This window comes from Amycolatopsis minnesotensis, from assembly GCF_039529815.1.
Lineage (GTDB): Bacteria > Actinomycetota > Actinomycetes > Mycobacteriales > Pseudonocardiaceae > Amycolatopsis > Amycolatopsis minnesotensis.
Genome location: NZ_BAAANN010000015.1, coordinates 175,385 through 200,418 on the forward strand (window position 1 = coordinate 175,385; position 25,034 = coordinate 200,418).

Here is a 25,034-nt window from a genome sequence, read left to right on the forward strand (position 1 = left end):
GTGGACCACACCGACCACACCGCGGCCATCCGCACGTTCGTCGTCGAGGAATTCCTCCCCGACGTGCGGCACGAGGACCTCGACCTCGGCTACGACCTGATCGCCAACGGCGTGATCGACAGCCTCGGGCTGCTCAAGCTGATCGCCTGGCTGGAAGACACCTTCGACGTGCCGGTCGACGACGTCGAACTGAACCCGGACAGCTTCCGCACGGTCATCGCGATCAACGCCTTCGTCAGCGCCGCGCTCGAAACGACGGCGGTCCGCTTGTCATGACCCAAATACTGTCGATGCTGCTGGCGCGCGCCGAACCGGTCGGCTTACCGGTCTGGCGCTCGTTCTGGGACCGCCAGGCCGCCGGGAAACTGCGGCGAGGGGAAGCGGCCGCGGTGCTCGCGTCGCTCGGGACGGCGATGCCGGACCGGGAGACCCTTCGCGCGCTGTTCGACTCGCTCGACGAGCGCCGGGCGGTACCGGCGGTGGACTTCCCGGACACGGTCAACATCGTCGGCACCGGCGGCGGGCGCGGCACGTTCAACATCTCCACCGCGAGTGCCTTCGTGGCCGCGGCGATGGGCGTGCGCGTGCTCAAGACCGGGTCCCGCGCCTACTCCGGCCGGGTCGGCTCGTTCGACCTGCTCGGACTGCTCGGCATCGAGCTGACCGGTTCCTACGAGCGGACGGCCGAGGTGCTGGACCGGCACGGCATCGCGTTCGCGGGCAACTTCGTCTACCCGGCGCAGATCACCTCGCTGGCCCGTGACGTGGCGCCACTGGACATCCGCGCGGTCGGCCGGTTCCTCAACGCGGTCGGGCCGTTCCTGCCGACGATACCGGTGTCGGCGCAGGTGACCGGCATCGCGGTCGGTGATCTCGCCGGGCATCTCGGAGTGCTCGCCGAGCGCGCTCGCACGAAGCGGATCCTGTTGTGCCACAACGAGTACGGTGTGGACGAACTGACCACGGCCGGTCCGAACGCGGTGCTGGGGAACGACGGGCGGGCGCCGGAGGTGCTGGACCCCGGCGCACTGGGGCTGGTCCCCGCTTCCGACGCCGATCTTGCCGCGGCGCCGGAAGCTGAAGCGGTCGAACGGTTTCTCGACGTGCTCGCGGGGCGCGCCCCCGACGGCGCCGTGCACACGGTGTGCCTGAACGCGGCCGCGCTGGCGATCGCGGTGGGCGCGTGCGCTTCGTGGCCGGAGGCGGTGCGGGCCGCACTGGCCGCCGTGCGCGACGGGGCCGCACGGCGGCTGGTGGACCGGTGCCGTCAGCCGGAGGTCGTCGGCGCCCATGGCTGAGCACGTCCGACCAGGTTTCTTCGCCGCGCCGCCGGAGCGTCCAGGGCTGGCGCTGTTCCTCAACGCGGGCGATCCGCCGCTGCCCGTGCTGCCGGAGCTGATCCAGATGCTCGACGAGTCCGAAGTGGACTGCCTGGAGCTCGCGGTGCCGTTTCCCGACTCCTTCACCGACGGCCCGGTCGTCCGCCGCTCCGCTCGGCGCGCGCTGGCAGACGGGGTGGACCTGCGGCGCACGCTCGACGCGGTGGCCAAGGTGCACGCCGGCCTCGAGCACCTGCGGATCGCGTTGCTTGCCGACTGGAGCCACACGGTCAAGCCGTGCGGACTACCCGATTTCCTCGGCCTGCTCGGCGAGGTCGGCACCGACGCGCTCCTGGTGCACGGGCTGCCGCCGCGACTGCGCGCGGAGTACTACGAGACGGCGGCCGACCGGCGGGTACCGGTGGTGACGACCTGCTACCCGAACTCCGGCGAGCAGACCCTGCGGGAGTCGGCGCGCCACGCCTCGGCCTATCTCTACCTGGTCGCGCACTACGGCCGCACCGGGTCCGCGCCGCCGGGCGGGCACGCGGAACTGGCACCGCTGATCGGCGCGCTGCGGGCGATCGCGCCGGTGCCGATCGCGGTCGGGTTCGGCGTCCGAGGGGCGCGCGAGATCGCCGGGGTCCGCGCGGCGGGCGCCGACGCGGCGATCGTCGGCAGCGCGGCGGTGGCCGTCGTCGAGCGGGCCTTGGCAGACGGGACGGACATCGTCGGTTCGCTCGCGGGGTTCGTCCGCGAAATACGGTCGGGGCACGGCGGCAGTGGCCGTGCCGGGGCAATTTCTTCCGGTTCGAGAAAAGAGGGTCAAGGATGATCGTCCGAAAGATCGACGACGTGAAGGCGGTCGACTGGGGCAACGGGGTGAGCCGCCGCTTCCTGCTCGACAACGATGGTCTCGGGTACAGCGTCACGGACACCATCGTGCACGCGGGGACCAAGTCGCGGCTGGAGTACCGCCGCCACCTGGAGGCCTGCTACTGCATTTCCGGAAAGGGCGAGGTGGTCGATATCGACGGCACCTCCCACAGCGTCGAGCCGGGCACCCTCTACGCGCTCGACCGCAACGATCCCCATTTCCTCATCGCGTCCGAGGAGGAGGACCTGCGGCTGGTGTGCGTGTTCTCCCCCGCGCTGCGCGGGGACGAACGGCACAGCCTGGATTCCGACGGTTTCTCGCAGTACTGAGCCTTCGAACGCCGATGGGGGATGACCCGTGATCGAGTGGAACGCGGACCAGCGCGAGCTGGCCGCCGGACTGAGCAAGTGGTGTGCCGAACTGAGCGCCGGGCACGTCGAGCGTGACCACGCGGGCACGTTCGGCATGGACAAGTGGAAGCTCGTCGCCGAATGCGGGATACTCGGGCTCCCGTTCGACCAGCGCTGGGGCGGCCTCGGCCAGGACCTGCTCACCACGATGTACGTGCTCGAAGCGCTCGGCCGCGACTGCCGGGACGGCGGGCTGAACTTCTCGGTTTCCACGCACATGGTGAGCACGGGCATTCCCCTCGAGCGCTACGGTTCCGAGTACCTCAAGCGCACCTACCTGCCGAGGATCTGCACCGGCGAGGTGATCGGCGCGCACGCGATCTCCGAGCCCGGCGCGGGCTCGGACGCGCTCGCCGGGCGCACCTCCGCGGTCGCCGACGGCGATTCCTTCGTGCTCAACGGGAGCAAGACCTTCGTCAGCAACGGGCCGGTCGCGGACGTGTTCATCGTGTACGCGAAAACCCATCCCGACGGCGGTCCCCTCGGCACGACGGCGTTCCTCGTCGAACGGGACACGCCCGGTTTCTCGGTCGGCAATGCCATTCCGAAGATGGGGCTGCGCACCTCGCCGCTGTGCGAGCTGTACTTCGACGACTGCCGCGTTCCCGCCGCGAACGTCGTCGGGCGGCGCGGCGCGGGTTTCCTGGTGCTCGACTACGTGATGAAGTGGGAGATCCTCTGTTCGTTCGTCATCAACCTCGGCGAAATGCAGCACCGCCTCGAGCGGTGCGTGGAATACGCGAACCAGCGCGAGCAGTTCGGCAAGCCGATCTCGTCGTACCAGGCGATCTCGCACAAGATCGTCGACATGAAGATCGGCGTCGAAACGACTCGGAAGTGGTTGTACGACACCGCGCTCCGATTGACCAGGAAAGAGAACGTGACGACGGACATCGCGATAGCGAAGCTCACCGCGAGCGAGAGCAACGTGGCTTCCGCACTGGCCGCCGTGCAGATCTTCGGCGGCAACGGGTACATGGCCGAGTACGGCTTGGAAAAGGACCTCCGCAACGCGGTCGCGGGGACCATCTATTCGGGGACTTCGGAGATCCAGCACAACCGCATCGCCACGATGCTCGGCCTGGGGACGTGAGGGGTGGCCATGACGGCTGAACGAGCGGAGCACGCCGGACTGGCGGCGACCGAGTTCCTCGACCACGATTCCGCGCCGGTGCGGGACTTCGTGCGACGGGTGCTCCCCGGCGGGGCACCGGCCCCGGCGGAAGCGGTCGCGGCGCTGTACCGGGCGGTGCGCGACGACGTCCGCTACGAGGTCTACGGCGCGGACCTGTCCCGTGGCGGCCTGAGCGCCAGCGGGGTGCTGCGCAGCGGCTCCGGGATGTGCCTGCACAAGTCGGTGCTGTTCGCCGCCGCGGCGCGGGCGATCGGCGTGCCTGCCAGGCTGGTGCTCACCGACGTGCGCAACCACCTCGCCTCGGATCGGCTGCGCGAGCTGGTCGGCGGCGACGTCTTCCGGTTCCACTGCCTGGCCTCGGTCCGGCTGGGGGAGCGGTGGCTGAGGGCGACACCGGTGTTCAACAAGCGGCTGTGCCGGTTGTACCGGATCGCGCCACTGGAGTTCGACGGCACCGGGGACAGCGTCTACCACCCCTACGACCCGGCTGGGCGCAGGCACATGGAGTTCCTGCACGAGCACGGCGAATTCGACGACCTGCCCTACGACCTCGTCATCACCGGGCTGCGCGCCGCGCATCCCCTGCTTTTCTCGGGTTCCGACACGTTCACCACCGGTTCGCTGGTCGCCGAAGCGCCGGCGACACACCTCTGAGACCAGGAGAAGAGAAATGGCCGAACAGGTCAAGTACCAGCTCAGCGAGAGCGAACTGCCGGAGACCTGGTACAACCTCGCTGCCGATCTCACCGACCCGTCGCCGATGCTGCACCCCGGCACCGGCAGGCCGATCGAGGTGGCCGACCTGCTGCCGATCATGCCGGTGGAGCTGGCGAGGCAGGAGCTCAGCCGTGAGCGGGAGATCGAGATCCCGGAACCGGTGCGCCAGCTCTACGCCCAGTGGCGGCCGTCGCCGCTGTTCCGCGCGAGGCGGCTGGAGCGCGCGCTGGACACCCCGGCGCGCATCTACTACAAGTACGAGGGCGGCAGCCCCGCGGGAAGCCACAAGCCGAACACCGCGATCGCGCAGGCGTACTACAACAAAGAGGCCGGTATCGAGAAGCTGGCCACCGAAACCGGTGCCGGGCAATGGGGTTCGTCGCTGGCGCTCGCCGGCGCCCTCTTCGAGATCGACGTGCAGGTCTACATGGTGAAGGTGAGCTACCACCAGAAGCCGTACCGCAAGCTGCTGATGGAAACCTACGGCGCGCGCTGCACACCGAGCCCCAGCAAGGAGACCGAGGCGGGCCGCGCCGTGCTGGCCGCCGATCCGGACTGCCCCGGCAGCCTGGGCATCGCCACCTCGGAGGCCGTCGAGATCGCGGTGAACGACCCGGCCACGAACTACGCGGGCGGCAGCGTGCTCAACCACGTCCTGCTGCACCAGAGCGTGCTCGGCCAGGAGGCGATCAGCCAGTTCGCACTGGCCGACGACTACCCGGACATCGTGATCGGCTGCACCGGTGGCGGCAGCAACTTCGGTGGGCTGGCGTTCCCGTTCCTCGGCGCGCAGCTTCGCGGCGGCAGGCGCGTGCGGGTCATCGCGGCGGAACCCGCCGCGTGCCCGACGATGACGCAGGGCAGGCTCGGCTACGACTTCGGCGACACCGCGGGACTCACCCCGCTGCTGAAGATGCACACGCTCGGCCACAGCTTCGTGCCACCGTCACTGCACGCGGGTGGCCTGCGCTACCACGGAATGGCGCCACTGGTCAGCGAGGCGCTGGCCGCGAACCTGGTCGAGGCGGCGGCGGTCGCGCAGACCAAGTGCTTCGAATCGGGCATCAGGTTCGCCCGCGCGGAGGGCATCATCCCGGCGCCCGAGTCGACCCACGCCATCGAGGTCGCCATTCGCGAAGCGCTGCGCTGCAAGGAAAACGGGGTCGGCGAGACAATCCTTTTCGGACTTTCCGGGCACGGTCACTTCGACCTCGGCGCCTACGAGCGCTATCTGTCAGGGCAGATGCGGGACGACGCGATCGACCAAGAAGCGCTCAACGCCGCACTCGCCGAACTACCAGCCTTCGCCGACGCGTGACCATTTGACCGGCTCTGCAGGGGGACCTCATGTTGATCAAGATCTGCGGTGCGACCCGCGTGGCGGACATCGACCTGCTCGCCGAGGCGGGCGCGGATCTGATCGGACTGTGGAGCGGGGTGCCGGACGGGCACGCGCAGCTCGACGACGACGCGTTCGACCGGCTGGCGCGCGCGACCAGGAAGCGTGGTCGCACGCCCGTCCTGGTGACGTTGTCCCGTGACGTGCGGGGTCTGCTCGCGCGGGTCGCCGGGTCCGGGGTGAGCTGGGTGCAGTTGCACGGGTACCAGACCCCGGCCACGGTCCGCGCGCTGAAGGCGCGCGGGCTGACCGTGGTCAAGGTCCTCCACATCCGCGACGGGCAGTGCCTGGAGCGCCCGCTGATCAACGCCTACCAGCGGGCGGGGGCGGATCTGTTCCTGCTGGACTCGATGGCCGGCGGGCGCATCGGCAGCACGGCGCACCGGCTGGACCCAGAGGTGGCCGCGTCGGTCGTCGAGGCGGTCGACCGGCCCGTCCTGCTCGCGGGCGGGCTCACCGCGCGCAACGCGGGGCAGTTCCGCGCGGTGACCCGTGCGCACCGGTTCGCCGGGATCGACGTGGATTCGGGCGCACGGGACGAGCGAGGACGGTTCGACGCGGACGCGGTGCGGGCCATCCGTCGCGAGTGGACGGTGGGGGTGCCCGCCGCATGAGCGCCTTCATCGAGGCTTTGACAGCCGCGCCGGTGCCGGTCATCGCGGAGGTCAAGGCCCGCGATTCGGGGGGCCGGGACCTACTCGGCGGCCGCGGTCCCGCTGACGTGGCGCGTGCCTACCACGAGGCAGGCGCGCCGTGCTTGTCCGTGGTGACCGGATCGTGGTTCGGCGGCACCGTCGAGATGCTGCGCGCGGTGCGCGAGGTGAGCCGGGTTCCGTTGCTGCAGAAGGATTTCCTCACCAGGGAACGGCAGCTCCGGCGAGCGGCCGAGTTCGGTGCGTCGGCCGTGCTGCTGACCGCGCAGTTGTTGCCGGCGCAGGTGTTGCGCAGCCTGACCGAGCGCGCGCTCGGGCTCGGGCTCACCCCGTTCGTCGAAGTGGTTTCCGAGGAGGAGATCGCCGACGTGGCCCATCCGGCCGACTGCGTGATCGCGGTGAACAACAAGGACATCCGGACCGGCGAGCGCGACGACGGTGACCTCGCGCGAAGCCTGCGACTGCTGCAGGCCGTGTGTGCCACCGGCACCCGGTGCGCGGTGAGCGCGAGCGGCGTCGGCACGGCGGCGGACGCGGCCGCGCTCCTCGCGGCGGGGTATTCCGGCCTGCTCGTCGGCACGGCGCTGCTGGACTCGGCGAGCCCGGCGGGCTGGTTCGCCGAACTGGCCACGACGAGGGGAGCGGCGTGATGAACCAGCCAGGACTTTCTTTGCGTGCCGCCGCGGAGTGGATCCGCACCCATCGGCCGGACGAGTGGGTGAGCAGACCGGATGCGTTCTCGCGCAAGGACGTCGCGGCGGATTTCGCGGCGGGCTTCGGGGGTATTCCGGCGAATTCCCTCGCCCGCCCGGAAAAGGCCGTGGAGTACCGGATCGAGGATTCGCCGGTACCGGTGCTGCTCGGGCTCTACGGGTGCCGCGATCGTGTCCGCGCCTGGCTGCCCGGCCTGCCCGAGGCGGTCAGCAGGGCAGCCGCGGACCGCGTGCTCGCCGCGGTGCGCCCGCCCGAAACGGTCGCGGATCCGCCGGTGCAGGCCGTGGTCCGCAGGCACCGGATCGACCTCGGCGAGCTGCCGGTGCTGTACTCGACCCCCCGTGACGCAGGCCCGTACCTGACCATGGGGATGATCTACGCGGCCGACCCGGACACCGGCGAAGTCGCCCTGTCGGTGCACCGGATGCTGGTGGTGGGGCCGGACCGGCTCGCGGTCTGGATGGTGCCGAGCAGGCGGTTGCGCGCGATGCACGAGGCCGCGGTCCGGCGTGCGGGCAGGCTGGCGGTGTCGGTCAACATCGGCGTGCCGCCCGCGGCCATGATCGCCTCCGCGCTCAGCTCGAAAGTGCTGGCGGGGACCGGAAAGCTGGCGATCGCCGGTGCGCTGGCCGGGGCACCGATCGCCCTCGCGCCCGCGGTCGGCCAGCCCACGTACGTGCTGGCCGAATCGGAACTGGTGCTGGAGGGCTACCTCGACGACACCGTCACCGACGAGACGCTGAGCGGTGCTCCCGACGTGTCGTTGCCCGAGTTCCTCGGCTACGACGGGGAAGCCCGCCGCGATCTCCCCGTGCTCACGGTGACCGCGGTGACCAGCCGCGAATCGCCGGTCTACCAGGCGGTGATCGGGCCCGGCCGCGAACAGTCGGTGATCCTCGGCACGGCGGGCACGCTGTCGGTCGCGCTGTCGCACGACGGCGACGACTGGAACCTGATCCACAACCTGCACTACTCGCCGGCGGGTGGCGGCATGCTGCTGCTCTTCGTGTCGGTGCGGAAACCGTCGCCGGAGGCGGACGGCAGGCTCAAGCACATCGCCCGCCGGATCTTCGACGACCACCCGTTCGTCAAGCTCATCGTGTTCACCGACGACGACGTCGACATCACGTCGGCCGAAGACGTGCTGTGGGCGATCACCACGCGGGCGAACCTGAACACGGACTCCGTCACGTTCGGCGGATTCCGCGCGTTGACCATGGACCCGTCGCAGGGGGCCGGCTGGGCAGCGGCGAGGGGCGCCGATTCGCCGCCTGGCCGTACCTACATCGATGCGACCGTCCCACACGCGCTGCGCTCCTCGGTGACGCGCAGCTTCGCCCGATGACGACAGGGAGCCGATCGTGAAACTGATCGTTGCGATCACCGGGGCCAGCGGGGCGGTGCTCGGCGTGCGCGTCCTGGCCGCACTGCGCGAGCTGGGCGTGGAAACCCATCTCGTGCTCAGCAAGTGGGGCCGGGCCACGGTGGAACTGGAGACCGACTACACCGTGGCGGAGGTGCGTGCCATGGCGGATCACAGCTACGCGCCGGGCGACCAGTGCGCCGCCATCGCCAGCGGCTCGTTCCGCACCGACGGCATGGTCATCGTGCCGTGCAGCATGAAGACGCTCGCCGCGGTGCGCATGGGCTACGGCGACGACCTGATCACGCGTGCCGCGGATGTCGCGCTCAAGGAGCGGCGCAGGCTGGTGGTGGTGCCGCGCGAACTGCCGTTGTCCGAGATCCACCTGGAGAACATGCTCGCGCTGACCAGGATGGGCGCCGTGATCGCCCCGCCGGTCCCGGTGTTCTACACCAGACCGGCCACGGTCGACGACGTGGTCACGCAGATCACCGCGCGCGTGCTCGACCAGTTCGGCCTCGAACTGCCGCAGGCGCGCCGGTGGACCGGGTTGCCGGAAGGCCAGCACCTGCGGTCGGTCACCGCGAGCGCGCGATGACCGCCGCACCCGTCGCCCCGGACACGCTGCGCGCGACGCTCGGCGGGATGCCGACGGGCGTCACGGTGATCACCACGACGACCGCGGGCGGCCCGGACGCCCGCACCGCCAACAGTTTCACGTCGGTGTCCCTGGAACCCGCACTGGTGTCGGTGTGCTTCCACCGCGACTCGCCGTTCACCGCCGCGCTGCGCGCTTCGGGCCTGTGGGCGGTATCGGTGCTGGCCGCGGACCAACGAGCGCTCTCCGCCCGCTTCGCCAGCCGTTCCACCGTGCGCCGCCTGGACGGCGTCGCCCACACGATCGGCCACCGCACCGGCGCCGCACTGCTCACCGGTGCGGTGGCGAACCTGGAATGCCGATCGGTCACCGTGCGCCCCGCGGGCGACCACGTGCTGTTCCTGGCCGAGGTGCTGTCCTTGCGCGCCACCGGTGACACCCCGGCACTGGTCTTCTACCGAGGCGGCTACCACGCGATCGACTAGTCAGGCGAATCCGGTGCGTGGTGGTTCTTCGGTGTAGCTGCGCCCGTTCGGGGTGGTGACGGTGAGGGTGCCGGTGTCGTTGGTGGTGAAGGTCCAGCCGGGTTCGTCGCGCAGCACGTGGTGGGCCCGGCACAGTGGCCGGAGATTCGCTTTGTCGGTTCCGCCGCCGTCTTTCCAAGCCTGTGCGTGGTCGAGGTCGGTGTACTGGGCGGGCCGGTTGCACCCCGGCATACTGCAGGTCCGGTGGGTGACGTGGAGGTACTTCCGCATCGCACTCGGCGGCCGGTAGTTTTCCCGACCGAGGTCGACGGGCAGGCCGGTCATGGGTTCGTCGATGATCCGGTTCCAGACCGAGTCGGCGTCGAACGCGATCGCCCGCGCCATCTCCGGTGAGATGTCACCACACCCCGCCAGCTCGCCCGGATTGTCCCGCAGCCCCAGCAGGGTCGGCAGGTCGATGTGCACGAAGATCTGCGCTTTCGGCTTCCCCGCACATCCGTGGCTACCCAGGCAGCGTTCGACCAGCGCATCGAGCCTGAGCTGATCCATGGTGCGCTTGTCACCCTGGCGTTTCTTGGCGAGTGCGTCCCGGTCACAGGCGGCGTAGAGCGCCTGCGCCCGATCCGACGGCAACTCCGCGAACAGGGTGGACGACCCGTGATCCCCATGCCGGATCTCCAACCGCCGGGCCGCCATCTTCTCCTGACGCCGCCGCTCATACCCATCAGGATCCACCCGCATCAACAACGAATTGACCAACCTCCGCAGTGCGGGCGGATTCCGATTCTCGAACCTTCCCGCCAACAACGAGTCAACCTCAGCAGCCACCCCCCTCGGATGCACATGCGGTCGCCTCGAACACCCGGGAAGCCGCATACTCATTGATGAGCCCAGCCTCCATCGCGGCCAGCGTGCACGGCAGGTATGAGGTCAACGCGACAGCGAGCGCCACCTTCCGCTCCGCCGCGGCCTGCGTCAAATTCGACAGCAACGCGATCTCCCCGGCCACCGATCTTCGCGAGGACACCCGCACCATCTGAGAGATATTTCGCAATGCAAAAGCCTGCGCCCGCCACTTCACAAGATTGGCCAACGCCACAGAATCAGCAAACAAAGAACGCCCAGAACCTGCACTTCTGATAGACACCCCACAATTCTAGCAACCAGCAAACCAAATCCCGACACCCAATCGGGTACATACAAGATCGCAGGCCGACACAACGGGACGACAACACAACGGAAGCCGGACAACAATCGGGACCGGCAATGCGTCGGGAACGGCACACCAAGGTGACCAAAGAGATCCGTTCCGTGGGGAACTGTCGCTGGTGACCAACGACGCGACCCGCACCGTGGAGCGACAGTTCCCCACGGCGCGCCGCAGGCGCGCTTGAAACCTTCACCGCGCCCACCAAACACGCGAGCCATACGCCAACGACCTGGACGATGACCGCACGAAGTTCCTCGCACACCTGGACGCTGAGCCCCGGCGAAGGCGAACCCGGTACATTGGTGCTCGACGTTTGATTTTTCGCGCCGGCCAGGGAGTACGCGTTGCCAGAGAAGCTCACGGTGGACCTGCACTCGATTTTCCGCAGTGACCGGGATATCGACAAGGCGGTGCGCAACGTGCTCTTCCGCGCGGCTGGCGAGAAGGTGCCACTGGTCGAGATCATTCCGGGTAAGGGGTCGGGAAAGCTCAAGAGCCGCGTGCTCGCGATACTGAAGCAGCCTCATCTGAAGAAGCTGTACAGGCGGGTAGAAGTGGCGCCGGGCAACGACGGGATGGTGCTGGTGCACTTGACCTGATCGTCAGCCGAACTCGACCCGTACCGCCGATGCGCCGCGCAGCGCGGCGAGCTGCTCCGCTTCCCCGTGCACCTGTTTCCGGGCGCGGGCGGTCAGCTCCTGGAACGCGGTGATCGTCAGCGAAAGTTTCCGGCCGCTCTTGCGGGGTCGCCAGATACCGGCGACCGCGCCGTCCACCAGTACCGTGCCTGGCTCGCCGACTGTCTTCCACACCTCGCGATGGTGCCGCTTGTCGACAATGGTGTCTCGATCGCGAAGTTGCGTGTAGGGGTCGCGCGGCGGGAGCAGCCGCACCCCGCGTGTTTCGGTCGGCGATCGCAGGGTTTCCAGATCCTCGGCGAGCACCCACCTCCGGGCACCGCCGAACTCGACCGGGGTGAGTTCGTCCTCCACCGTGGTCCACCACGGGTCGACGTCACCGGCGCGCACCCCGATCCAGGCGGCGAAGTCCTTGCGGGTGGACGGGCCGTAGCAGTGCAGGTAGCGACGCAGCAGGGCGGCGCGGGCGGTGTCGGGCTCGACCTGCGGTAGCGGACCGCCCAGCCACTCCTCGACCAGTACGAACGGTGCCTTGTTCCCGCTACGCGGCGCGAAGCAGACGATGCCGCGCAACGTCAGCATCCGAAGGGAGAAGTGCACGACCGCCTCGCCGAGCGGCTGGTTCGTGCCGTAGGGGCCGCTTTCCCGCCAAAGCTTGCGCTGGGCCGGAGACAGTGCGCCCTCGATGCGCCCGGCGAGCGCCTCGCCGAGTTCGTTGATCGCCAGCCGCCGCCCCGTGAGCACGGCCTCGATCTCCGCGGTGGTGAGGTCGACCGCCTTGTCGAGCCCCATTCCGAGTTCTTTCAGCGCGTGCTCCACGCCGACGATGAGCTGCAACCGTGCCGGTTCGGTGGTGGGGAGGACACCGGTGGTGAACACCGGCGCGTCCGCGGTCGGGAAGAAGAACGGCGAGCCGCGCATGCACCAGGTCTGCAGCAGGCTCTTCTCCTCGCCGACGAGTTCGTCGATCCGGTCCTGAGTCACCTCCTCGACGCGGGCGTGCAACGCGGCGGGCGCGGACCCGGGCGGACTGTTCTGGATCGCGCACGCACCGGCTACCTCGTGCAGTTCGGCGGCCGGTTTCCGGTCCGTGAGATGGTGCGCGCCCAGCCGAAACGCGATGACCTCATCGGACAGGACCTCGACGGCGGTGTTCCTGCGAGTTGTCACTGATCGCCTCCCCGCGACGGATTCGCCGGTGCCGTACGAGCTTCCCAGTTCGGGAAGATACGCGCTCAACGCGGCACAGGCGGAGATTCGAGGTCCGAGTGCGGATGATCCGCAGGGACCTCGTAGATGATCTCGAGCCCGTCCTCGTCGTCCCACTGTTCGCCGACCTCGACGAAGCCGTACTGCGATGCCAGCTGATGGGAGGCCGTGTTGCCGCGGCTGATCGTGACCCGGACGGTGGATACCTGCGGCTCCCGGGCGGCACGCGCCAACAGCGAGCTAAGCGCAGCCCCGCTGCGTCGGGAGACCCGTGGTAACCGGCCGTCCCGACGGTCAGCAGTTGCCGCTGATCCCAGACGACGCCGGTGACCCAGGCGGCGCTGCCGCTGGCGAGCGAGTCGAAGGTGGGGCCGGTCAGGTGCACGATACGAACATCCGGCCTGTTCGGTGTCGCCGCATGACGATGGTTCGACATGGAAGTAATCTTTCACAGGCCGGGGCGCGGCGCATCCGATATTTCACGACCGCTGATCGGCGGAAGAGCGAGCCGATCCGCCAGTCGCCAACGTCTCGAACTGGTGTTCGAATTTCGGTAGGGTGAGCGGCGTGTCCCGGAGTGTGCGAACCGGGGCGCACCGCCTTGCCGACGTTCTGGGGGAAGGAAGAACGCCCATGAGCATTCGCGTCCTGCTGTGCCACGAGCAGCAGTTGGTGCGCGCCGGGGTGCGCACCGTGCTGACGAGCGAACCCGATGTGCGGCTGGTCGGTGACTTCGACGGCGGGGACGCCGCCGCGGCGGCGATCCCGGTGCTGGGGCCGGACGTGGTGCTCGCGAGTCTCGCCTGCCTCGGCTACGGCGCGAGCAGGCTGGTGGACGCCGCGTCGCGGACCCCGGTGCCGGTGATCGTGCTGGCAGGCAACGGGGAGAAGGAATGCGTCGAGCGGGCACTGCGGACCGGCGCGCGCGGGTTCATCCTCGACGACGACCCGCTGGAGCAGATCGGGTACGCCATCCGCTCGGTCGCCGCCGGGCACGCGCTGCTGTCCCCCGAGGTGACCAGCGGGGTGATCGACGGGTACACCGGGCGGATGCCGGCGCCCCGCGCGGAAGGGCTGGACCTGCACGGCCTCCTGAGCCCGCGCGAACTCGACGTGCTGCGCCTGCTCGCGACCGGGGAGCCGGTGGCGCGGATCGCGAAGGACCTGTTCGTCGCCGAAGTGACCGTGCGTTCGCACATCCACCACCTGCTGCGGAAACTCGGGCTGGCCCGCTCGTTCCAGGCCGTCGCGCTGGCCTACCACACCGGGCTGGTGAACCCGCTGTCCACAGTTGTTGAGCGCTCGCCCGCACTGGTCAACGGCAGTGGAGCGAATTCAACAGCACGTCGATGACGGGGCCGGGTCCTGCTCGTTAGCGTCGAATCCGTCAGCGGGGAATTCGCACCGGTTCCGGTGCGGGTGCATTCGCCCCGCCACCGAATTCAGCAGTTCGCGAGAGCAAGGCCAGGGAGGACTCGTGCCCACGTCCACCAACTCCGCCGCGATGGCGGAGCACCGGCAGGCCGTCGAGGCGCTGCGGCAGAGCTACCGCGCGCTGCCGCAGGGCTCGCCGGTGCGGCTGGTCAAACGCACCTCGAACCTGTTCCGCCCCCGCCGCGCCCCGGACCGAGCGACCGGTTTGGACGTGCGGCACTTCGACAAGGTGCTGTCCATCGACCCCGTCGCGCGCACCGCCGAGGTGCAGGGGATGACCACGTTCGAGGATCTCGCCGACGCGACGCTGGCGCACGGCCTGCTCCCGCCGGTGGTGCTCGACTTCAAGAAGATCACCCTCGGCGGTGGCGTGGTCGGCACCGGCGCGGAGTCGTCGTCGTTCCGGGCGGGCCTGCCGCACGACCAGGTGCGGGAGATGGAGATCCTCACCGGTGACGGCAGGGTGGTGGTGGCCACCAGGGACAACGAGCACGCGGACCTCTTCCACGGGTTCCCGCACTCCTACGGCTCGCTCGGGTACGCGCTCCGGCTGCAGATCGACCTGGAGCCCGCGAAACCCTTCGTGCGGTTGCGGCACGTGCGGATGGACTCGGTGGAGAGCTGGATCTCCGCGTTGCGCCGGATCACCGAGGACCGCGCGTGGGACGGCGAACCGGTGGACTTCGTCGACGGTGTCTACTTCGGACCGGACGCGGTGCACCTCGTGCTCGCCGATTTCACCGACCGCGCCCCGTACCTGTCCGACTACACCGGCAGCAAGGTCTACTACTGGTCGCTCCGGCAGCGCGGCGCGGACTTCCTGTCCACAAGGGACTACCTGTGGCGCTGGGACACCGACATGTACTGGACCTCCCGCCTGTTCGGCCTGGAGAACCCGGTGCTGCGGCGGCTGTGGCCGCGCCGCGCGCGCAACGCCGACCTGCTGCGCCGGATCCAGATGTTCGACCGCCGGTTCGGCTTCACCAGCCGCGTGCGGCGCGCGGTCGGCCGTCCGTTCGAATGGGTGCTGCAGGACGCCGACCTGCCCGCGGAGTCGGTCGGCGAGTTCATGGCGTTCTTCGACGCCGAGATCGGCATCAAACCGGTCTGGCTGTGCCCGATGCGGCTGCGCGAGCCGATCTCGCTCTACCCGATGGAGCCGGGGAAGCTGTACGTGAGCCTCGGGTTCTGGTGGCTCGTGCCGACCAGCCCCGACCGGCCGGCCGACTACCTGAACCGGCTGATCGAACGCAAGATCGCCGAACTCGGCGGGCACAAGCCGTTGTACTCCACGGCGCACTACGGCGAGGACGAGTTCTGGCGGCAGTACGGCGGTGACGGGGCCTACTGGCGGTTGAAGGACGCCTACGACGCGGGCCGCCGGTTGCCGGACCTGTACGACAAGTGCGTGCTGGCCAGGTGAGCGCGATGACCACGACCGAGCGGGCACCGGGCCCCGCGCTGCCGTTCGGCGTCCGCCGGTTCCGCGACCAGGCCGCGCAGCTGATGCTGCGGATGGCGCGGGAGTACGGCGAGGTGTCCAGGTTCCGGGTCGGCCCGGAGCTGATGCACCAGGTCGCCGGCCCCGAAGCGATCCGCGAAGTGTTGCACGACAGCGAAAACTACCGCAGGGGACGGGTTTACGGGGGTTTCGAGCTGTTCTTCGGCAAGGGCCTGCTGACCACCGACGGCGAGCAGTGGCGGACCCTGCGCCGCGCCGGGCAGCCGCTGTTCCGCGCGGACTTCCTGCACCCGAGCACCCCGGTCATCACCCGCGCCGTCGATGACCTGGTGCACCGCTGGGAGGGTCTCGCCGCGCGCGGTGAGCCGGTCGACATCGTCCCCGAGGTGATGCGGCTGGCCTTCGACGTGGTCACCAGGGTGCTCTGCGACCACGATCTGACGCACCGCGCGGACGAGGTGATCCCGGCGATCGTGCACGTGCTCTCCGCGATGTTCCCCGGCAGCGTGGAACAGCTGCTGCCCGCGTGGCTGCCGGGACGGCACCGGCGCAGGCTGCGCGCCACGCAGGCGGTGCTCGACGCCGCGGTGTCCGAACTGCTCGCCGAGCACCACCGCGGTGCGCTGCCGGCGGACCGGATGGTGGGCAGGCTGGTCGCGGCCACCGACCGGGACGGGAACGGCCTGACCCGCCGCCGGATCCTCGACGAGCTGAAGACCCACCTGCTGGCCGGGCACGAGACCACCGGGTGCGGGCTGGCGTGGACGCTGTACGAGATCGCCGCGCACCCGGAGGTGGGCGATCGGCTCCGCGCCGACGTGACCGCGGTGCTGTCCGGGCGGGACGCGCGCGAGCTCACCACCACGGACCTGGCGGCGCTGCCCTACCTGCGGCAGGTGGTCGCCGAATCGCTGCGGCTGCACCCGCCGATCCCGATGTTCCCGCGGCAGCCGATCCGGGACGTGCGGATCGGCGGTTACCGGATTCCCGCGCACAGCACGGTTTTCGTCTCCCCGTTCACCGTGCACCACGATCCGCGGCACTGGGCGGACCCGGAGGCCTTCGACCCCGGCCGGTTCGATCCGGACGGGCCGGGACCCGCCCGCTACACCTACTTCCCGTTCGGCGGCGGCCAGCGCCGGTGCATCGGCGCGCCGCTCGCCGAACTCGAAATCCAGCTCGCGGTCGCGATGATCACCGCGCGGTTCCGGCTCCGCCCCCGTCCGGGGCACCCGGTCGATCCGCACTCGCTGATCTCGCTGCGGCCGCGGTCCGGCCTGATGATGACGATCGCCGACACCGTGGGGGCACGATGACCGACCGAGCAGAAGGCAGGATCGCCGTCGTCGGCATGGCCTGCCGGTATCCCGACGCGGCTTCGCCGGGCGAACTCTGGGAGAACGTGCTGGCCGGCAGGCGCGCGTTCCGGCTGCTGCCCGACGAGCGCACGCCGCTGGCCGACTACTACTCCCCGGACCGGGCCGCGCCGGACCGGTTCTACTCGCCCTACGCGGCACTGATCGAAGGCTACGAGTTCGACCGGGTCGGCTACCGGATCGCGGGCAGCACCTACCGCGCCACCGACCTGACCCACTGGCTCGCACTGGACATGGCGGCTGGCGCGCTCGCCGACGCCGGTTTTCCCGGTGGTGACGGCCTTCCCCGCGAGAACACCGCCGTGATCGTCGGCAACACGCTGACCGGCGAGTTCAGCAGGGCGGGGCTGATGCGCCTGCGGTGGCCGTACGTCCGGCGCACCGTGGCGCAGGCGCTGCGCGAATCTTCCATGGCGGACGACGGGGTGGAGGCGTTCCTCGACGACCTGGAATCGGCCTACAAGGCGCCGTTCCCGCCGGTGGACGCGGACACGCTCGCCGGCGGGCTGGCCAACACCATCGCCGGGCGCATCTGCAACTACTTCGATCTCGGCGGTGGCGGGTACACAGTGGACGGCGCGTGCTCGTCGTCCCTGCTGTCGGTGGCGCACGCCTGCGCCGCGCTCACCGCGGGCGACGCGGAGGTCGCGGTGGCCGGTGGGGTCGACCTGTCCATCGACCCGTTCGAACTGGTCGGGTTCGCCAAGACCGGTGCGCTGGCCACCGGCGAGATGCGCGTCTACGACCGGCGCTCCGCCGGGTTCTGGCCCGGCGAGGGCTGCGGGATGCTGGTGCTCACCACCGAGGAGGCGGCACTGGCGCGCGGGCAGCGGATCTACGCGCTCATCGCGGGCTGGGGCGTGTCCTCCGACGGCAGCGGCGGCATCACCAGGCCGGAGGTCGCAGGCCAGCGCCTCGCCATGGAACGCGCCTACGCCAGGGCCGGGTTCGGCGCGGGCACCGTCGGCTACCTCGAAGGCCACGGAACCGGGACCGCGGTCGGGGACGCCACCGAGATCGCCGCGATCACGGCGACCCGCACCGCGGCGGATCCCGCGGCACCGCGCGCGGTGCTCGGCACCGTCAAGGCGAACATCGGGCACACCAAGGCGGCGGCGGGGGCGGCCGGGCTGATCAAGGCGGTGCTGGCCGTGCACCGGCGGACGATCCCGCCGACCACCGGCTGCCCCGACCCGCACCCCGCGCTGACCGAGCCGGGCTGCGCGGTGCGGGTGACCGACCGGCCGGAGGACTGGCCGGCGGACCGGCCGGTGCGCGCGGCTGTGTCCTCGATGGGGTTCGGCGGGATCAACGCGCACCTCGTCATCGAGGGCCCCGGCGAGGGCGCCGCCGAGGGCGCCGCCGAGGGCGCCGCTGATGCCGATCCGCGGGCGACCGTGCTCGCCAGGTCCGCTCAGGACGCCGAGTTGCTGGTGTTCGACGCCGAAACCGTCGCGGAACTGCGAGCCGAGGTGTCCGCGGCCGTTGCCGTGGTGCGCAAGCTGTCCTACGCGAACCTCGCCGATCTCGCCGCCCGGCTGCACGGCGAGCTGACCGGCGCGCCGGTGCGCGGCGCGGTGGTGGCGGTGAACCCGCGCCAGGCGGTTCGTGCGCTGACCGAACTGGGCGAACGGATCGACGCCGGTGCGGCGCGCATCGTCGATGACGGCGAAGGGGTCTTCCTCGGCAGCTCGGCGGCACCGCCGAGGATCGTCTTCGCCTTTCCCGGACAGGGCTCGGGGCCGACGGGTGGTGGCGCGCTGCGTCGCCGGTTCGCCGAAGCGGACCGACTCTACGCCGCGTTCGGCGTGCCCGTCGTGGCGGACGCCGGGGTGGGCACGGCCACCGCGCAGCCGCGGATCGTCGCCGATTCCGCGGTGGCACTGCGCCTGCTCACCCGGCTCGGCATCGGCGCGGACCTGGCCGTCGGGCACAGCCTCGGCGAGCTGACCGCACTGCACTGGGCCGGTGTGCTGGACGCGGCGGCGCTGGTCAGGATCGCGGCCGAACGCGGCAGGCTGATGACCGAGGCGAGCCACGGCGAGGGTGCGATGGTGAGCGTCGATGCCACCCCCGAAGAGGCAGAGACGTTGTGCCGCAACGGTTCCGTGGTGATCGCCGGGTTGAACGCGCCTCGGCGGACCGTACTCGCCGGGCCGGTCGCGGCGATCACGGACGTGCTGGCCGAAGCGGGCAGGCGCGGGCTGCGGGCCACGCGGCTGCCGGTTTCGCACGCCTTCCACTCGCCGCAGGTGGCGCCCGCGGCGCGGTTGTTCACCGGTTTCCTGGCAAGCGAACCGCTCCGCGCTCCGCGTCGGCGGGTGCTCTCGACGGTGACCGCGGCACCGCTGACCGGGGACGCCGATCTGCGCGAACTGCTCGGACGGCAGGTGAGCTCGCCGGTGCGGTTCACCGAAGCGATCGGGCTGGCGGCCGAGGACGCGGACCTGATCGTCGAAGTGGGGCCGGGGCGCGTGCTGTCCGGGCTGGTACGGGAGACGGTGCCGGTACCCGTGGTGGCGGCCGACACGGGCGGCACGTCGATGGCGGGGATGCTCCGCGTGGCCGCCGCGAGCTACGTGCTCGGAGCGCCCGTCCGGCTCGGCGTGCTCTTCGAAGGCCGCCATGTGAAACCGCTGCCGGAGCACCTCAGCCTGCTGGCGAACCCGTGCGAAACCGGTGCCCCCGACCGCGAGCCCGTCGCGCTGGAAGCACCCGCTCCGCAGGCGGAACCGGTGCCGCGGAAGAGCAGCCCGGTGGCGGACACCGTGGAGCTGATCCGTGGCCTAGCCGCCGAGCGGGCCGAGCTGCCGCTGGACGCCGTCGACGCGGACAGCGCGCTGCTGGACGAACTGCACCTGAGTTCGATCACCGTGGGCCAGATCGTGAACGACGCTGTCCGGGCGCGAGGTCTCCCCGCCCCGGCGGCGCCGCTGAACTTCGCCACGGCCACCGTGCGGGAAATCGCTCAGGCGTTGGAAGACCTCGCGCGCGCGGACGTCGGTGGCGAGGCGCCACCGGTCTTCGCCGCCGGAGTGGCGCCGTGGGTCCGGCCGTTCACCGTCGAGCTGGAGCCGACGGCGCGCGAAGCCGCCGCCATGGCCAAGGCGAACGACGGCACCTGGGACCTGCACGCCCCGCCGGGGCATCCGGTCGCGGGCCCGCTGCACCGCGCGCTGGAGGACGCGGGCGCGGGCGGGGGAGTCGTGGTCTGCCTTCCCGGACACGGCGCGGAAGATCTCGGCGTGGTGCTGGCCGCGGCCAAGACCGTGCTGGCCGTGCAGCCGAAGGGCACGTTCGTCCTGGTGCACCACGGATCGGCGGCGGGTGCGGTGGCGATGACGAAGAGCCTCGCGCTGGAGGCGCCCGCGTTGACCGCGTTGGCGGTCGAGGTCCCGCCGACGCCGGAGGCCGCGGACTGGATTGCCGCCGACGTGGCGGTCGCGGCCGAGGGGTACACCGAACTGCGATACGACCGCTCGGGTGCGCGAACCAGGCCGGTGCTGCGTCCGATGGCCTTGCCCGGTCCCGGTTCCGGAGCGCTTCCCCTCGGCGCGGGCGACGTCCTGCTGGTGACCGGCGGCGGCAAGGGCATCACCGCCGAGTGCGCGCTGGACCTCGCCGTCCGGAGCGGGGCCAGCGTCGGCCTGCTCGGCAGGTCCGATCCGGAGCAGGACGGCGAACTCGCGGCGAACCTCCGCCGGTTCGAGGCCGCGGATGTGCCGTTCCGGTATCTGCGGGCGGATGTCACCGACGGTACCGCGGTGCGGTCGGCGGTGGCCGCCCTGCGCGCCGCGTTCGGCGAGGTGACCGCGGTACTGCACGGCGCAGGCCGGAACTCCCCGCGCGCTCTGTCCGATGTGGACGATGTGGAACTGGCCCGCACGCTGGCGCCCAAGGTGTCGGGTCTGCGCGAGGTACTGGGCGCTGTCGACGCCTCCGCGTTGCGGCTGCTGGTCGCCTTCGGCAGCATCATCGGCAGGGCGGGGCTCGCCGGGGAGGCGCACTACGCCGCGGCGAACGCGGCACTGAGCGCGGCCACCGAGGAGTTCGCCGCGGGCCATCCCGGCTGCCGGTGCCACGCGGTGGAATGGAGCGTCTGGTCCGGCGTCGGCATGGGTGAGCGGCTCGGCGTGGTGGAATCCTTGCGGCACAACGGGATAACACCGGTCTCCACGGACGAAGGGCTGACCCTGCTGCGAGATCTGCTCGTCGCCGACCGGGTACCGGTCACCGTCGTGGTCGCGGGGCGCCTCGGCGCGCTGCCGACCGTGGAGATCGGCAGGCGGGACCTGCCGCTGCGGCGGTTCACCGACCGGGTGCTCGTCGACTACCCCGGTATCGAACTGGTCACCGAAGCCGAGCTGTCCGTCACGGCCGATCCCTACCTCCTCGACCACGAACTGGACGGCGTCCTGCTCTTCCCGGCGGTGCTCGGGATGGAGGCGATGGCGCAGGTCGCCTGCGCGGTGACCGGGACGACGCGCCCGCCCGTCTTCACCGACGTCGAGTTCAGCCGCCCGATCGTCGCACCGCACCGGGGGCCGGTCACGGTGCGGACGGCCGCGCTGGTCAGGGAACAGGGGGTGGTGGAGGTGGTGCTGCGCAGCGCCGAAACCGGGTTCCAGGTCGACCACTTCCGGGCCACCTGCCGGTTCACGACCGGCGGCGGCGGTTCACCGGCGGCCACCGGCCCCGGTGCCGATCTGCCCCCGCTCGCCCTCGACCCGGCCACTGAGCTGTATGGGCGCACCCTGTTCCAGGGCAAGCGCTTCCAGCGACTGCTCGGTTACCGCCGCATCGGCGCGGCCTACGGCACCGCCGAGCTGTCCGATGTGGATGGTCAGACGTGGTTCGGCAGGCACCTCCCGGCCGGGCTGGTCCTCGGTTCGCCGGGCGTGCGGGACGCGGTCATGCAGGCGATACAGGGCTGCCGCCCGGACCAGACGCTGTTGCCGGTCGGCATCGACCGGCTGCGGCCGGGCCCGCTGGGCTCCGGAAGCGAGCGGCCGCTGGTCCTCACCGGAACCGAGCGGCGGCGTTCCGGGGCGGAGGTGGTCTGGGACGTCACGGTGTCCGATAGCGACAGCCGCGTCGTGGAATCGTGGCAGGGACTGCGCCTGCGCGTGGTGCGCACCGGTGCTCCGGGATCGTTGCCCGCGCCCCTGTTCGGTCCGTACCTGGAGCGGCTCGTCGAGGAACGGACCGGCGTCGCGACCCGGATCGCGCTGGAACCGCGGCCAACCGGCTCCGACCGGCCACAATGGACGAACGCGGCGGTCGGCCGCCTGCTCGGTACGCCCGCCGCGGTGACCCACCGCGCGGACGGAAAACCGGAAACCCCTGGCAGGGAACAGATCTCACTGGCACACGGCGCCGGGATGACGATGGCCGCGATGGACGCGACCTGTGACGTGGAACCGGTCGTGCCACGAACTGTCGAGATGTGGCGGGGCCTGCTCGGCGAGCACCGCAACGACCTCGCGCTGCGGGTGGCCGGTGACCTCGGGGAGGACTTCTCGGTGGCCGCGACCAGGGTGTGGTGCGCCGCGGAATGCGCGCAAAAGGCGGGCTACGGCCCGGAGGAGGTGTTCACCTTCGCGGAGTCGGCTGCCGAGGGCTGGGCGTGGTTCGCCGCGGGAACCGCGAGGATCGGTACCTATCCGGCCACCGTTTCACCGGCCGGCGGGACAGTCGTTCTCGCCGTGCGCGTCGTCGTCCCGGCAGGTGCGCGATGAGCCTGGCGGGGGACCGGTACTTCGAGTGGCGGCACGTGGTTTCCTTCGAGGACACCAACCTGGTCGGCAACGCCTACTTCGCCCGGTACGTGAGCTGGCAGGGAAGCTGCCGGGAGATGTTCCTGCGCACCGTGTTCCCCGGCATCCTCGACGAACTGCGGGACGGGCTGAAGATCTTCACCCTCACCGTCGAATGCGAGTACCTGAACGAGGTCACCGCCTTCGACGAGATCGCGCTCCGGCTCGGCCTGGAAAGGCTCACCCAGACGCAGATCGCGTTCGCCTTCGACTACGTGCGGCTCGGCAAGGGAGGCGAGGACCTGATCGCCCGCGGCCGCCAGCAGGTCGCCTGCATGCGGGTGGAGGAGGGCGTGCCGGTGCCGGTACGGGTGCCCGGTCCGCTGCGGACGGCACTGGAACGACTGCAGGCCGCGCCACCGGGCACCGTGCTCACCCCGGGGTCATCCGGGTTCCGTTGAGAAGGGCGGCGCCGAAACGATCCCAACTCGCGCGACCGCCAGATCCGCTAACGGCTCGTCCGGAGGTCCGCGATGCGCGGAGCCCGGCTCTTCGGCGAGTCCAGGCTGGTCATCCTGGCGTCGCCGAGCTGGTCGCGGACGTAGTTCTCCGTGTCGGCGATCGCCTTCTTGAGCGCCGCGTCGGGTTTGACGAACGCCTGGCAGACGATCTCGTTCGCGTCGACGTCGTACTCCCAGAGTCCCACGACACGGCCGCGGTCGACGATGATCGGGCACTGCGGGTCGGTCTCGTCACCGATGGTCCGTGCCGGCTTGTCGCCGGGCGAGTGCCGCTCGGCGTCCTCGGGGTTCACGAGCCTGCCCAGGTCGCGGTGCAGGAGGTGGATGCCGTCGATCCCGGAGACCAGCGCGTAGACCGGTTCGCGCGGCACGGTGAACTTCCCGAACTCACCGGCGAGGCCGTCGGGCAGCAGCAGATCGGTGTCGCCGACCGGCCGCAGGTCCAGCGGTTCGATCGCCTTCTTCGCCGCCGCCGCGGTGAGCCCGGAAAACCAGCAGAAGTGCTTCAGCGAAGCGGGCGCGGCCCAGGAGAAGTACCGCACGGCGAGTTCCGTGCGCCGGGCCCCCGCGTCCTGCCCGTCGCCGTCGAGCGGAGACGGCGTCCATGGCACGTAGCCGAACCGCTGCTGGTCGAGCCTGCCGTTCGCCGGCACCCGGCGGATCCGGCCGTGCGACTGGAGCAGGCCGAGTGCCAGCGGGAGCGTGGTGGTCTGGCCGCGTTTCTTGCCTTCGGCGCCGAGGTTGCGCACCTCGTCGCCGATCACGTCCCGCAGCCCGGCCGCGTCGAGCGGTTCCGGCGCGGCTTCGAGCGCCGAGACGACGCTGTCACACAGTCGCGTGATCTCCTTGGTCGTGACGCCGAGATGCTTGCTCGCCATCGCGAGTTCGCCCTCCGGTGCCCCGGCACCCACGGCGAGCCCGAGCGCGAAGTCCGCTTTCGGCAGGATGTAGGTACAGCCGCGGGCCGAGGGCAGTTCGTGCACGTCGAGGTTCGCGACGGCCTTGTCGACGACTTCGCGGTCAAGCCCGGCGCGAGCGTAGAGCCCCAGGTAGGGGCTGCATCCACCGACCGAGCGGGCCCAGCCGGTACGACTCAGCACCTCCTCTGGCGAGGAGCCGGTCAGCGAGCCGTCGAGTCCCTGGCGATGGGACCACCATGCGCGCAACGTGTCGAGAGAGAGCTCAGCGGTCATGCCGCCAGTATGGCATTTTGGGTCCGCGGTGGATATATTCTTGCCCAGTCGGGTCGCCCGGGAGGATGACATGATCGCCAGGACGCGGGAGTTCGACCGGGAATGACGCCGCTGACCCCGGCGGCCTTCGCCGTGCTGCTCGCGTTGACCGAGGGCGAGCAGCACGGCTACCGGCTCGTCGCGGACGTCGAGCGCCTCACCGGCGGCACGCTGGTGCTCGGTCCCGGCACCCTCTACCGCACCCTGCAGCGCTTGCGGGCGGACGGCATGGTCGAGGAGTGCGGCACGGACGAGGAAGCGGTCCGCGCGGACCGCCGGGCCGAGCGCCGCCGGAGCTACCGGATCACCCCGGCGGGGTCGCGGGTTGTCCGCGACGAGGCCAGAAGGCTCGCTGACCTGCTCAAGAGCGATACGGCGCAAGCCGTTCTCCGCTCCGGTGAGAGGGGAGAAGCTGACCGGCTGGGCAGCGGACGAGGAGTTCGCCGGGGTCACGCCCCAGCTCACGGTGGCGGGGAGGCGTGACCGGCGCCCGCTTCCCGAGGCGTGGTGCGCTCGAGCGGAACGC

General features: G+C 70.6%; 24 protein-coding genes. 20 read left to right on the forward strand and 4 right to left on the reverse strand.

Features of this window, described 5'->3' with window-relative positions:
• Genes ABD256_RS20450 through ABD256_RS20505 form a run of 12 tightly spaced genes read left to right on the forward strand, consistent with a single transcriptional unit; the run spans position 1 to position 9,670 of the window.
• Positions 1-276, forward strand: a complete 276-nt coding sequence (locus ABD256_RS20450) for a phosphopantetheine-binding protein (protein WP_344420913.1) — start codon at positions 1-3, stop codon at positions 274-276.
• Positions 273-1,298: an anthranilate phosphoribosyltransferase gene (locus ABD256_RS20455; RefSeq protein WP_344420916.1), complete on the forward strand. Its 1,026-nt coding sequence runs from the start codon at positions 273-275 to the stop codon at positions 1,296-1,298. The genes ABD256_RS20450 and ABD256_RS20455 overlap by 4 nt, the downstream gene beginning before the upstream one ends.
• Positions 1,291-2,154: a tryptophan synthase subunit alpha gene (gene trpA / locus ABD256_RS20460; protein ID WP_344420919.1), complete on the forward strand. Its 864-nt coding sequence runs from the start codon at positions 1,291-1,293 to the stop codon at positions 2,152-2,154. The genes ABD256_RS20455 and trpA overlap by 8 nt, the downstream gene beginning before the upstream one ends.
• Positions 2,151-2,525 carry an ectoine synthase gene (locus ABD256_RS20465; RefSeq protein WP_344420922.1) on the forward strand — a complete coding sequence of 125 codons (375 nt, stop codon included), beginning with the start codon at positions 2,151-2,153 and terminating at the stop codon, positions 2,523-2,525. Before trpA ends, ABD256_RS20465 begins: the two co-directional genes overlap by 4 nt.
• Before the next feature lie 28 nt (positions 2,526-2,553).
• A complete protein-coding gene (locus ABD256_RS20470; RefSeq protein WP_344420925.1) occupies positions 2,554-3,699 on the forward strand; it encodes an acyl-CoA dehydrogenase family protein in 1,146 nt (381 codons plus the stop codon).
• Positions 3,700-3,708: 9 nt separating this feature from the next.
• Complete coding sequence (locus ABD256_RS20475) at positions 3,709-4,395, forward strand: transglutaminase-like domain-containing protein (RefSeq protein WP_344420928.1); 687 nt, start codon at positions 3,709-3,711, stop codon at positions 4,393-4,395.
• Positions 4,396-4,411: 16 nt separating this feature from the next.
• Positions 4,412-5,776 (forward strand): TrpB-like pyridoxal phosphate-dependent enzyme, encoded by a 1,365-nt coding sequence (locus ABD256_RS20480; RefSeq protein WP_344420931.1) that lies wholly within the window; start codon positions 4,412-4,414, stop codon positions 5,774-5,776.
• A 29-nt stretch (positions 5,777-5,805) separates the two neighbouring features.
• Complete coding sequence (locus tag ABD256_RS20485) at positions 5,806-6,471, forward strand: phosphoribosylanthranilate isomerase (protein ID WP_344420935.1); 666 nt, start codon at positions 5,806-5,808, stop codon at positions 6,469-6,471.
• The gene (locus tag ABD256_RS20490) at positions 6,468-7,160 is read left to right on the forward strand and encodes a beta/alpha barrel domain-containing protein (RefSeq protein WP_344420938.1); all 693 of its coding nucleotides are present in this window, start codon (positions 6,468-6,470) and stop codon (positions 7,158-7,160) included. Before ABD256_RS20485 ends, ABD256_RS20490 begins: the two co-directional genes overlap by 4 nt.
• Positions 7,160-8,569, forward strand: a complete 1,410-nt coding sequence (locus ABD256_RS20495; protein WP_344420941.1) for a UbiD family decarboxylase domain-containing protein — start codon at positions 7,160-7,162, stop codon at positions 8,567-8,569. Before ABD256_RS20490 ends, ABD256_RS20495 begins: the two co-directional genes overlap by 1 nt.
• Positions 8,570-8,585: 16 nt before the next feature.
• Positions 8,586-9,185, forward strand: a complete 600-nt coding sequence (locus ABD256_RS20500; RefSeq protein WP_344420943.1) for a UbiX family flavin prenyltransferase — start codon at positions 8,586-8,588, stop codon at positions 9,183-9,185.
• Positions 9,182-9,670, forward strand: coding sequence for a flavin reductase family protein (locus tag ABD256_RS20505; RefSeq protein WP_344420945.1), 489 nt, complete (start codon positions 9,182-9,184; stop codon positions 9,668-9,670). The genes ABD256_RS20500 and ABD256_RS20505 overlap by 4 nt, the downstream gene beginning before the upstream one ends.
• Here the strand turns inward: ABD256_RS20505 and ABD256_RS20510 are convergent, their stop codons facing one another.
• The gene (locus ABD256_RS20510) at positions 9,671-10,552 is read right to left on the reverse strand and encodes an HNH endonuclease signature motif containing protein (RefSeq protein WP_344420948.1); all 882 of its coding nucleotides are present in this window, start codon (positions 10,550-10,552) and stop codon (positions 9,671-9,673) included. It abuts the gene before it with no gap.
• A 2-nt stretch (positions 10,553-10,554) separates the two neighbouring features.
• Between ABD256_RS20510 and ABD256_RS20515 the strand changes: the two genes are divergently transcribed.
• Positions 10,555-10,710 carry a hypothetical protein gene (locus tag ABD256_RS20515; RefSeq protein ID WP_344420951.1) on the forward strand — a complete coding sequence of 52 codons (156 nt, stop codon included), beginning with the start codon at positions 10,555-10,557 and terminating at the stop codon, positions 10,708-10,710.
• Positions 10,711-11,224: 514 nt separating this feature from the next.
• Entirely contained in the window at positions 11,225-11,479 is a 255-nt protein-coding gene (locus ABD256_RS20520) for a Smr/MutS family protein (RefSeq protein ID WP_344420954.1), read from the forward strand.
• 3 nt (positions 11,480-11,482) lie between these two features.
• On the opposite strand, the gene ABD256_RS20525 is transcribed toward ABD256_RS20520, so the two are convergent.
• Together ABD256_RS20525 and ABD256_RS20530 are read right to left on the reverse strand one after the other, a co-directional pair.
• Positions 11,483-12,688 carry a winged helix DNA-binding domain-containing protein gene (locus ABD256_RS20525; RefSeq protein WP_344420957.1) on the reverse strand — a complete coding sequence of 402 codons (1,206 nt, stop codon included), beginning with the start codon at positions 12,686-12,688 and terminating at the stop codon, positions 11,483-11,485.
• A 65-nt stretch (positions 12,689-12,753) separates the two neighbouring features.
• Positions 12,754-12,960: a hypothetical protein gene (locus ABD256_RS20530; RefSeq protein ID WP_344420960.1), complete on the reverse strand. Its 207-nt coding sequence runs from the start codon at positions 12,958-12,960 to the stop codon at positions 12,754-12,756.
• Between the two features lie 400 nt (positions 12,961-13,360).
• Here ABD256_RS20530 and ABD256_RS20535 point away from each other — a divergent pair, with 400 nt between their 5' ends.
• The 5 genes from ABD256_RS20535 (at position 13,361) to ABD256_RS20555 (ending at position 23,216) form a co-directional block, all read left to right on the forward strand.
• The gene (locus ABD256_RS20535) at positions 13,361-14,080 is read left to right on the forward strand and encodes a LuxR C-terminal-related transcriptional regulator (protein ID WP_344420963.1); all 720 of its coding nucleotides are present in this window, start codon (positions 13,361-13,363) and stop codon (positions 14,078-14,080) included.
• 124 nt (positions 14,081-14,204) lie between these two features.
• A complete protein-coding gene (locus ABD256_RS20540) occupies positions 14,205-15,584 on the forward strand; it encodes an FAD-binding oxidoreductase (protein ID WP_344420964.1) in 1,380 nt (459 codons plus the stop codon).
• Between the two features lie 5 nt (positions 15,585-15,589).
• A complete protein-coding gene (locus ABD256_RS20545; protein WP_344420967.1) occupies positions 15,590-16,939 on the forward strand; it encodes a cytochrome P450 in 1,350 nt (449 codons plus the stop codon).
• Positions 16,936-22,737 (forward strand): type I polyketide synthase, encoded by a 5,802-nt coding sequence (locus ABD256_RS20550; protein ID WP_344420970.1) that lies wholly within the window; start codon positions 16,936-16,938, stop codon positions 22,735-22,737. The genes ABD256_RS20545 and ABD256_RS20550 overlap by 4 nt, the downstream gene beginning before the upstream one ends.
• Positions 22,734-23,216, forward strand: a complete 483-nt coding sequence (locus ABD256_RS20555) for an acyl-CoA thioesterase (protein WP_344420973.1) — start codon at positions 22,734-22,736, stop codon at positions 23,214-23,216. The genes ABD256_RS20550 and ABD256_RS20555 overlap by 4 nt, the downstream gene beginning before the upstream one ends.
• Before the next feature lie 47 nt (positions 23,217-23,263).
• On the opposite strand, the gene ABD256_RS20560 is transcribed toward ABD256_RS20555, so the two are convergent.
• Complete coding sequence (locus ABD256_RS20560) at positions 23,264-24,469, reverse strand: DNA glycosylase AlkZ-like family protein (protein WP_344420976.1); 1,206 nt, start codon at positions 24,467-24,469, stop codon at positions 23,264-23,266.
• A gap of 102 nt (positions 24,470-24,571) precedes the next feature.
• On the opposite strand from ABD256_RS20560, the gene ABD256_RS20565 reads away from it, so the two are divergent.
• A complete protein-coding gene (locus ABD256_RS20565) occupies positions 24,572-24,991 on the forward strand; it encodes a PadR family transcriptional regulator (protein ID WP_344420979.1) in 420 nt (139 codons plus the stop codon).
• The last annotated feature ends 43 nt before the right edge of the window (positions 24,992-25,034 follow it).

What these genes read in the sequence shown, in the direction of transcription:
- ABD256_RS20455 (WP_344420916.1), top strand. Translation starts at nt 273, where the DNA reads ATGACCCAAATACTGTCGATGCTGCTGGCGCGCGCCGAACCGGTCGGC.
- trpA (WP_344420919.1), top strand. Translation starts at nt 1,291, where the DNA reads ATGGCTGAGCACGTCCGACCAGGTTTCTTCGCCGCGCCGCCGGAGCGT.
- ABD256_RS20465 (WP_344420922.1), top strand. Translation starts at nt 2,151, where the DNA reads ATGATCGTCCGAAAGATCGACGACGTGAAGGCGGTCGACTGGGGCAAC.
- ABD256_RS20475 (WP_344420928.1), top strand. Translation starts at nt 3,709, where the DNA reads ATGACGGCTGAACGAGCGGAGCACGCCGGACTGGCGGCGACCGAGTTC.
- ABD256_RS20480 (WP_344420931.1), top strand. Translation starts at nt 4,412, where the DNA reads ATGGCCGAACAGGTCAAGTACCAGCTCAGCGAGAGCGAACTGCCGGAG.
- ABD256_RS20485 (WP_344420935.1), top strand. Translation starts at nt 5,806, where the DNA reads ATGTTGATCAAGATCTGCGGTGCGACCCGCGTGGCGGACATCGACCTG.
- ABD256_RS20490 (WP_344420938.1), top strand. Translation starts at nt 6,468, where the DNA reads ATGAGCGCCTTCATCGAGGCTTTGACAGCCGCGCCGGTGCCGGTCATC.
- ABD256_RS20495 (WP_344420941.1), top strand. Translation starts at nt 7,160, where the DNA reads ATGAACCAGCCAGGACTTTCTTTGCGTGCCGCCGCGGAGTGGATCCGC.
- ABD256_RS20505 (WP_344420945.1), top strand. Translation starts at nt 9,182, where the DNA reads ATGACCGCCGCACCCGTCGCCCCGGACACGCTGCGCGCGACGCTCGGC.
- ABD256_RS20510 (WP_344420948.1), bottom strand. Translation starts at nt 10,552, where the DNA reads ATGAGTATGCGGCTTCCCGGGTGTTCGAGGCGACCGCATGTGCATCCG.
- ABD256_RS20515 (WP_344420951.1), top strand. Translation starts at nt 10,555, where the DNA reads ATGAGCCCAGCCTCCATCGCGGCCAGCGTGCACGGCAGGTATGAGGTC.
- ABD256_RS20535 (WP_344420963.1), top strand. Translation starts at nt 13,361, where the DNA reads ATGAGCATTCGCGTCCTGCTGTGCCACGAGCAGCAGTTGGTGCGCGCC.
- ABD256_RS20545 (WP_344420967.1), top strand. Translation starts at nt 15,590, where the DNA reads ATGACCACGACCGAGCGGGCACCGGGCCCCGCGCTGCCGTTCGGCGTC.
- ABD256_RS20550 (WP_344420970.1), top strand. Translation starts at nt 16,936, where the DNA reads ATGACCGACCGAGCAGAAGGCAGGATCGCCGTCGTCGGCATGGCCTGC.
- ABD256_RS20555 (WP_344420973.1), top strand. Translation starts at nt 22,734, where the DNA reads ATGAGCCTGGCGGGGGACCGGTACTTCGAGTGGCGGCACGTGGTTTCC.
- ABD256_RS20560 (WP_344420976.1), bottom strand. Translation starts at nt 24,469, where the DNA reads ATGACCGCTGAGCTCTCTCTCGACACGTTGCGCGCATGGTGGTCCCAT.
- ABD256_RS20565 (WP_344420979.1), top strand. Translation starts at nt 24,572, where the DNA reads ATGACGCCGCTGACCCCGGCGGCCTTCGCCGTGCTGCTCGCGTTGACC.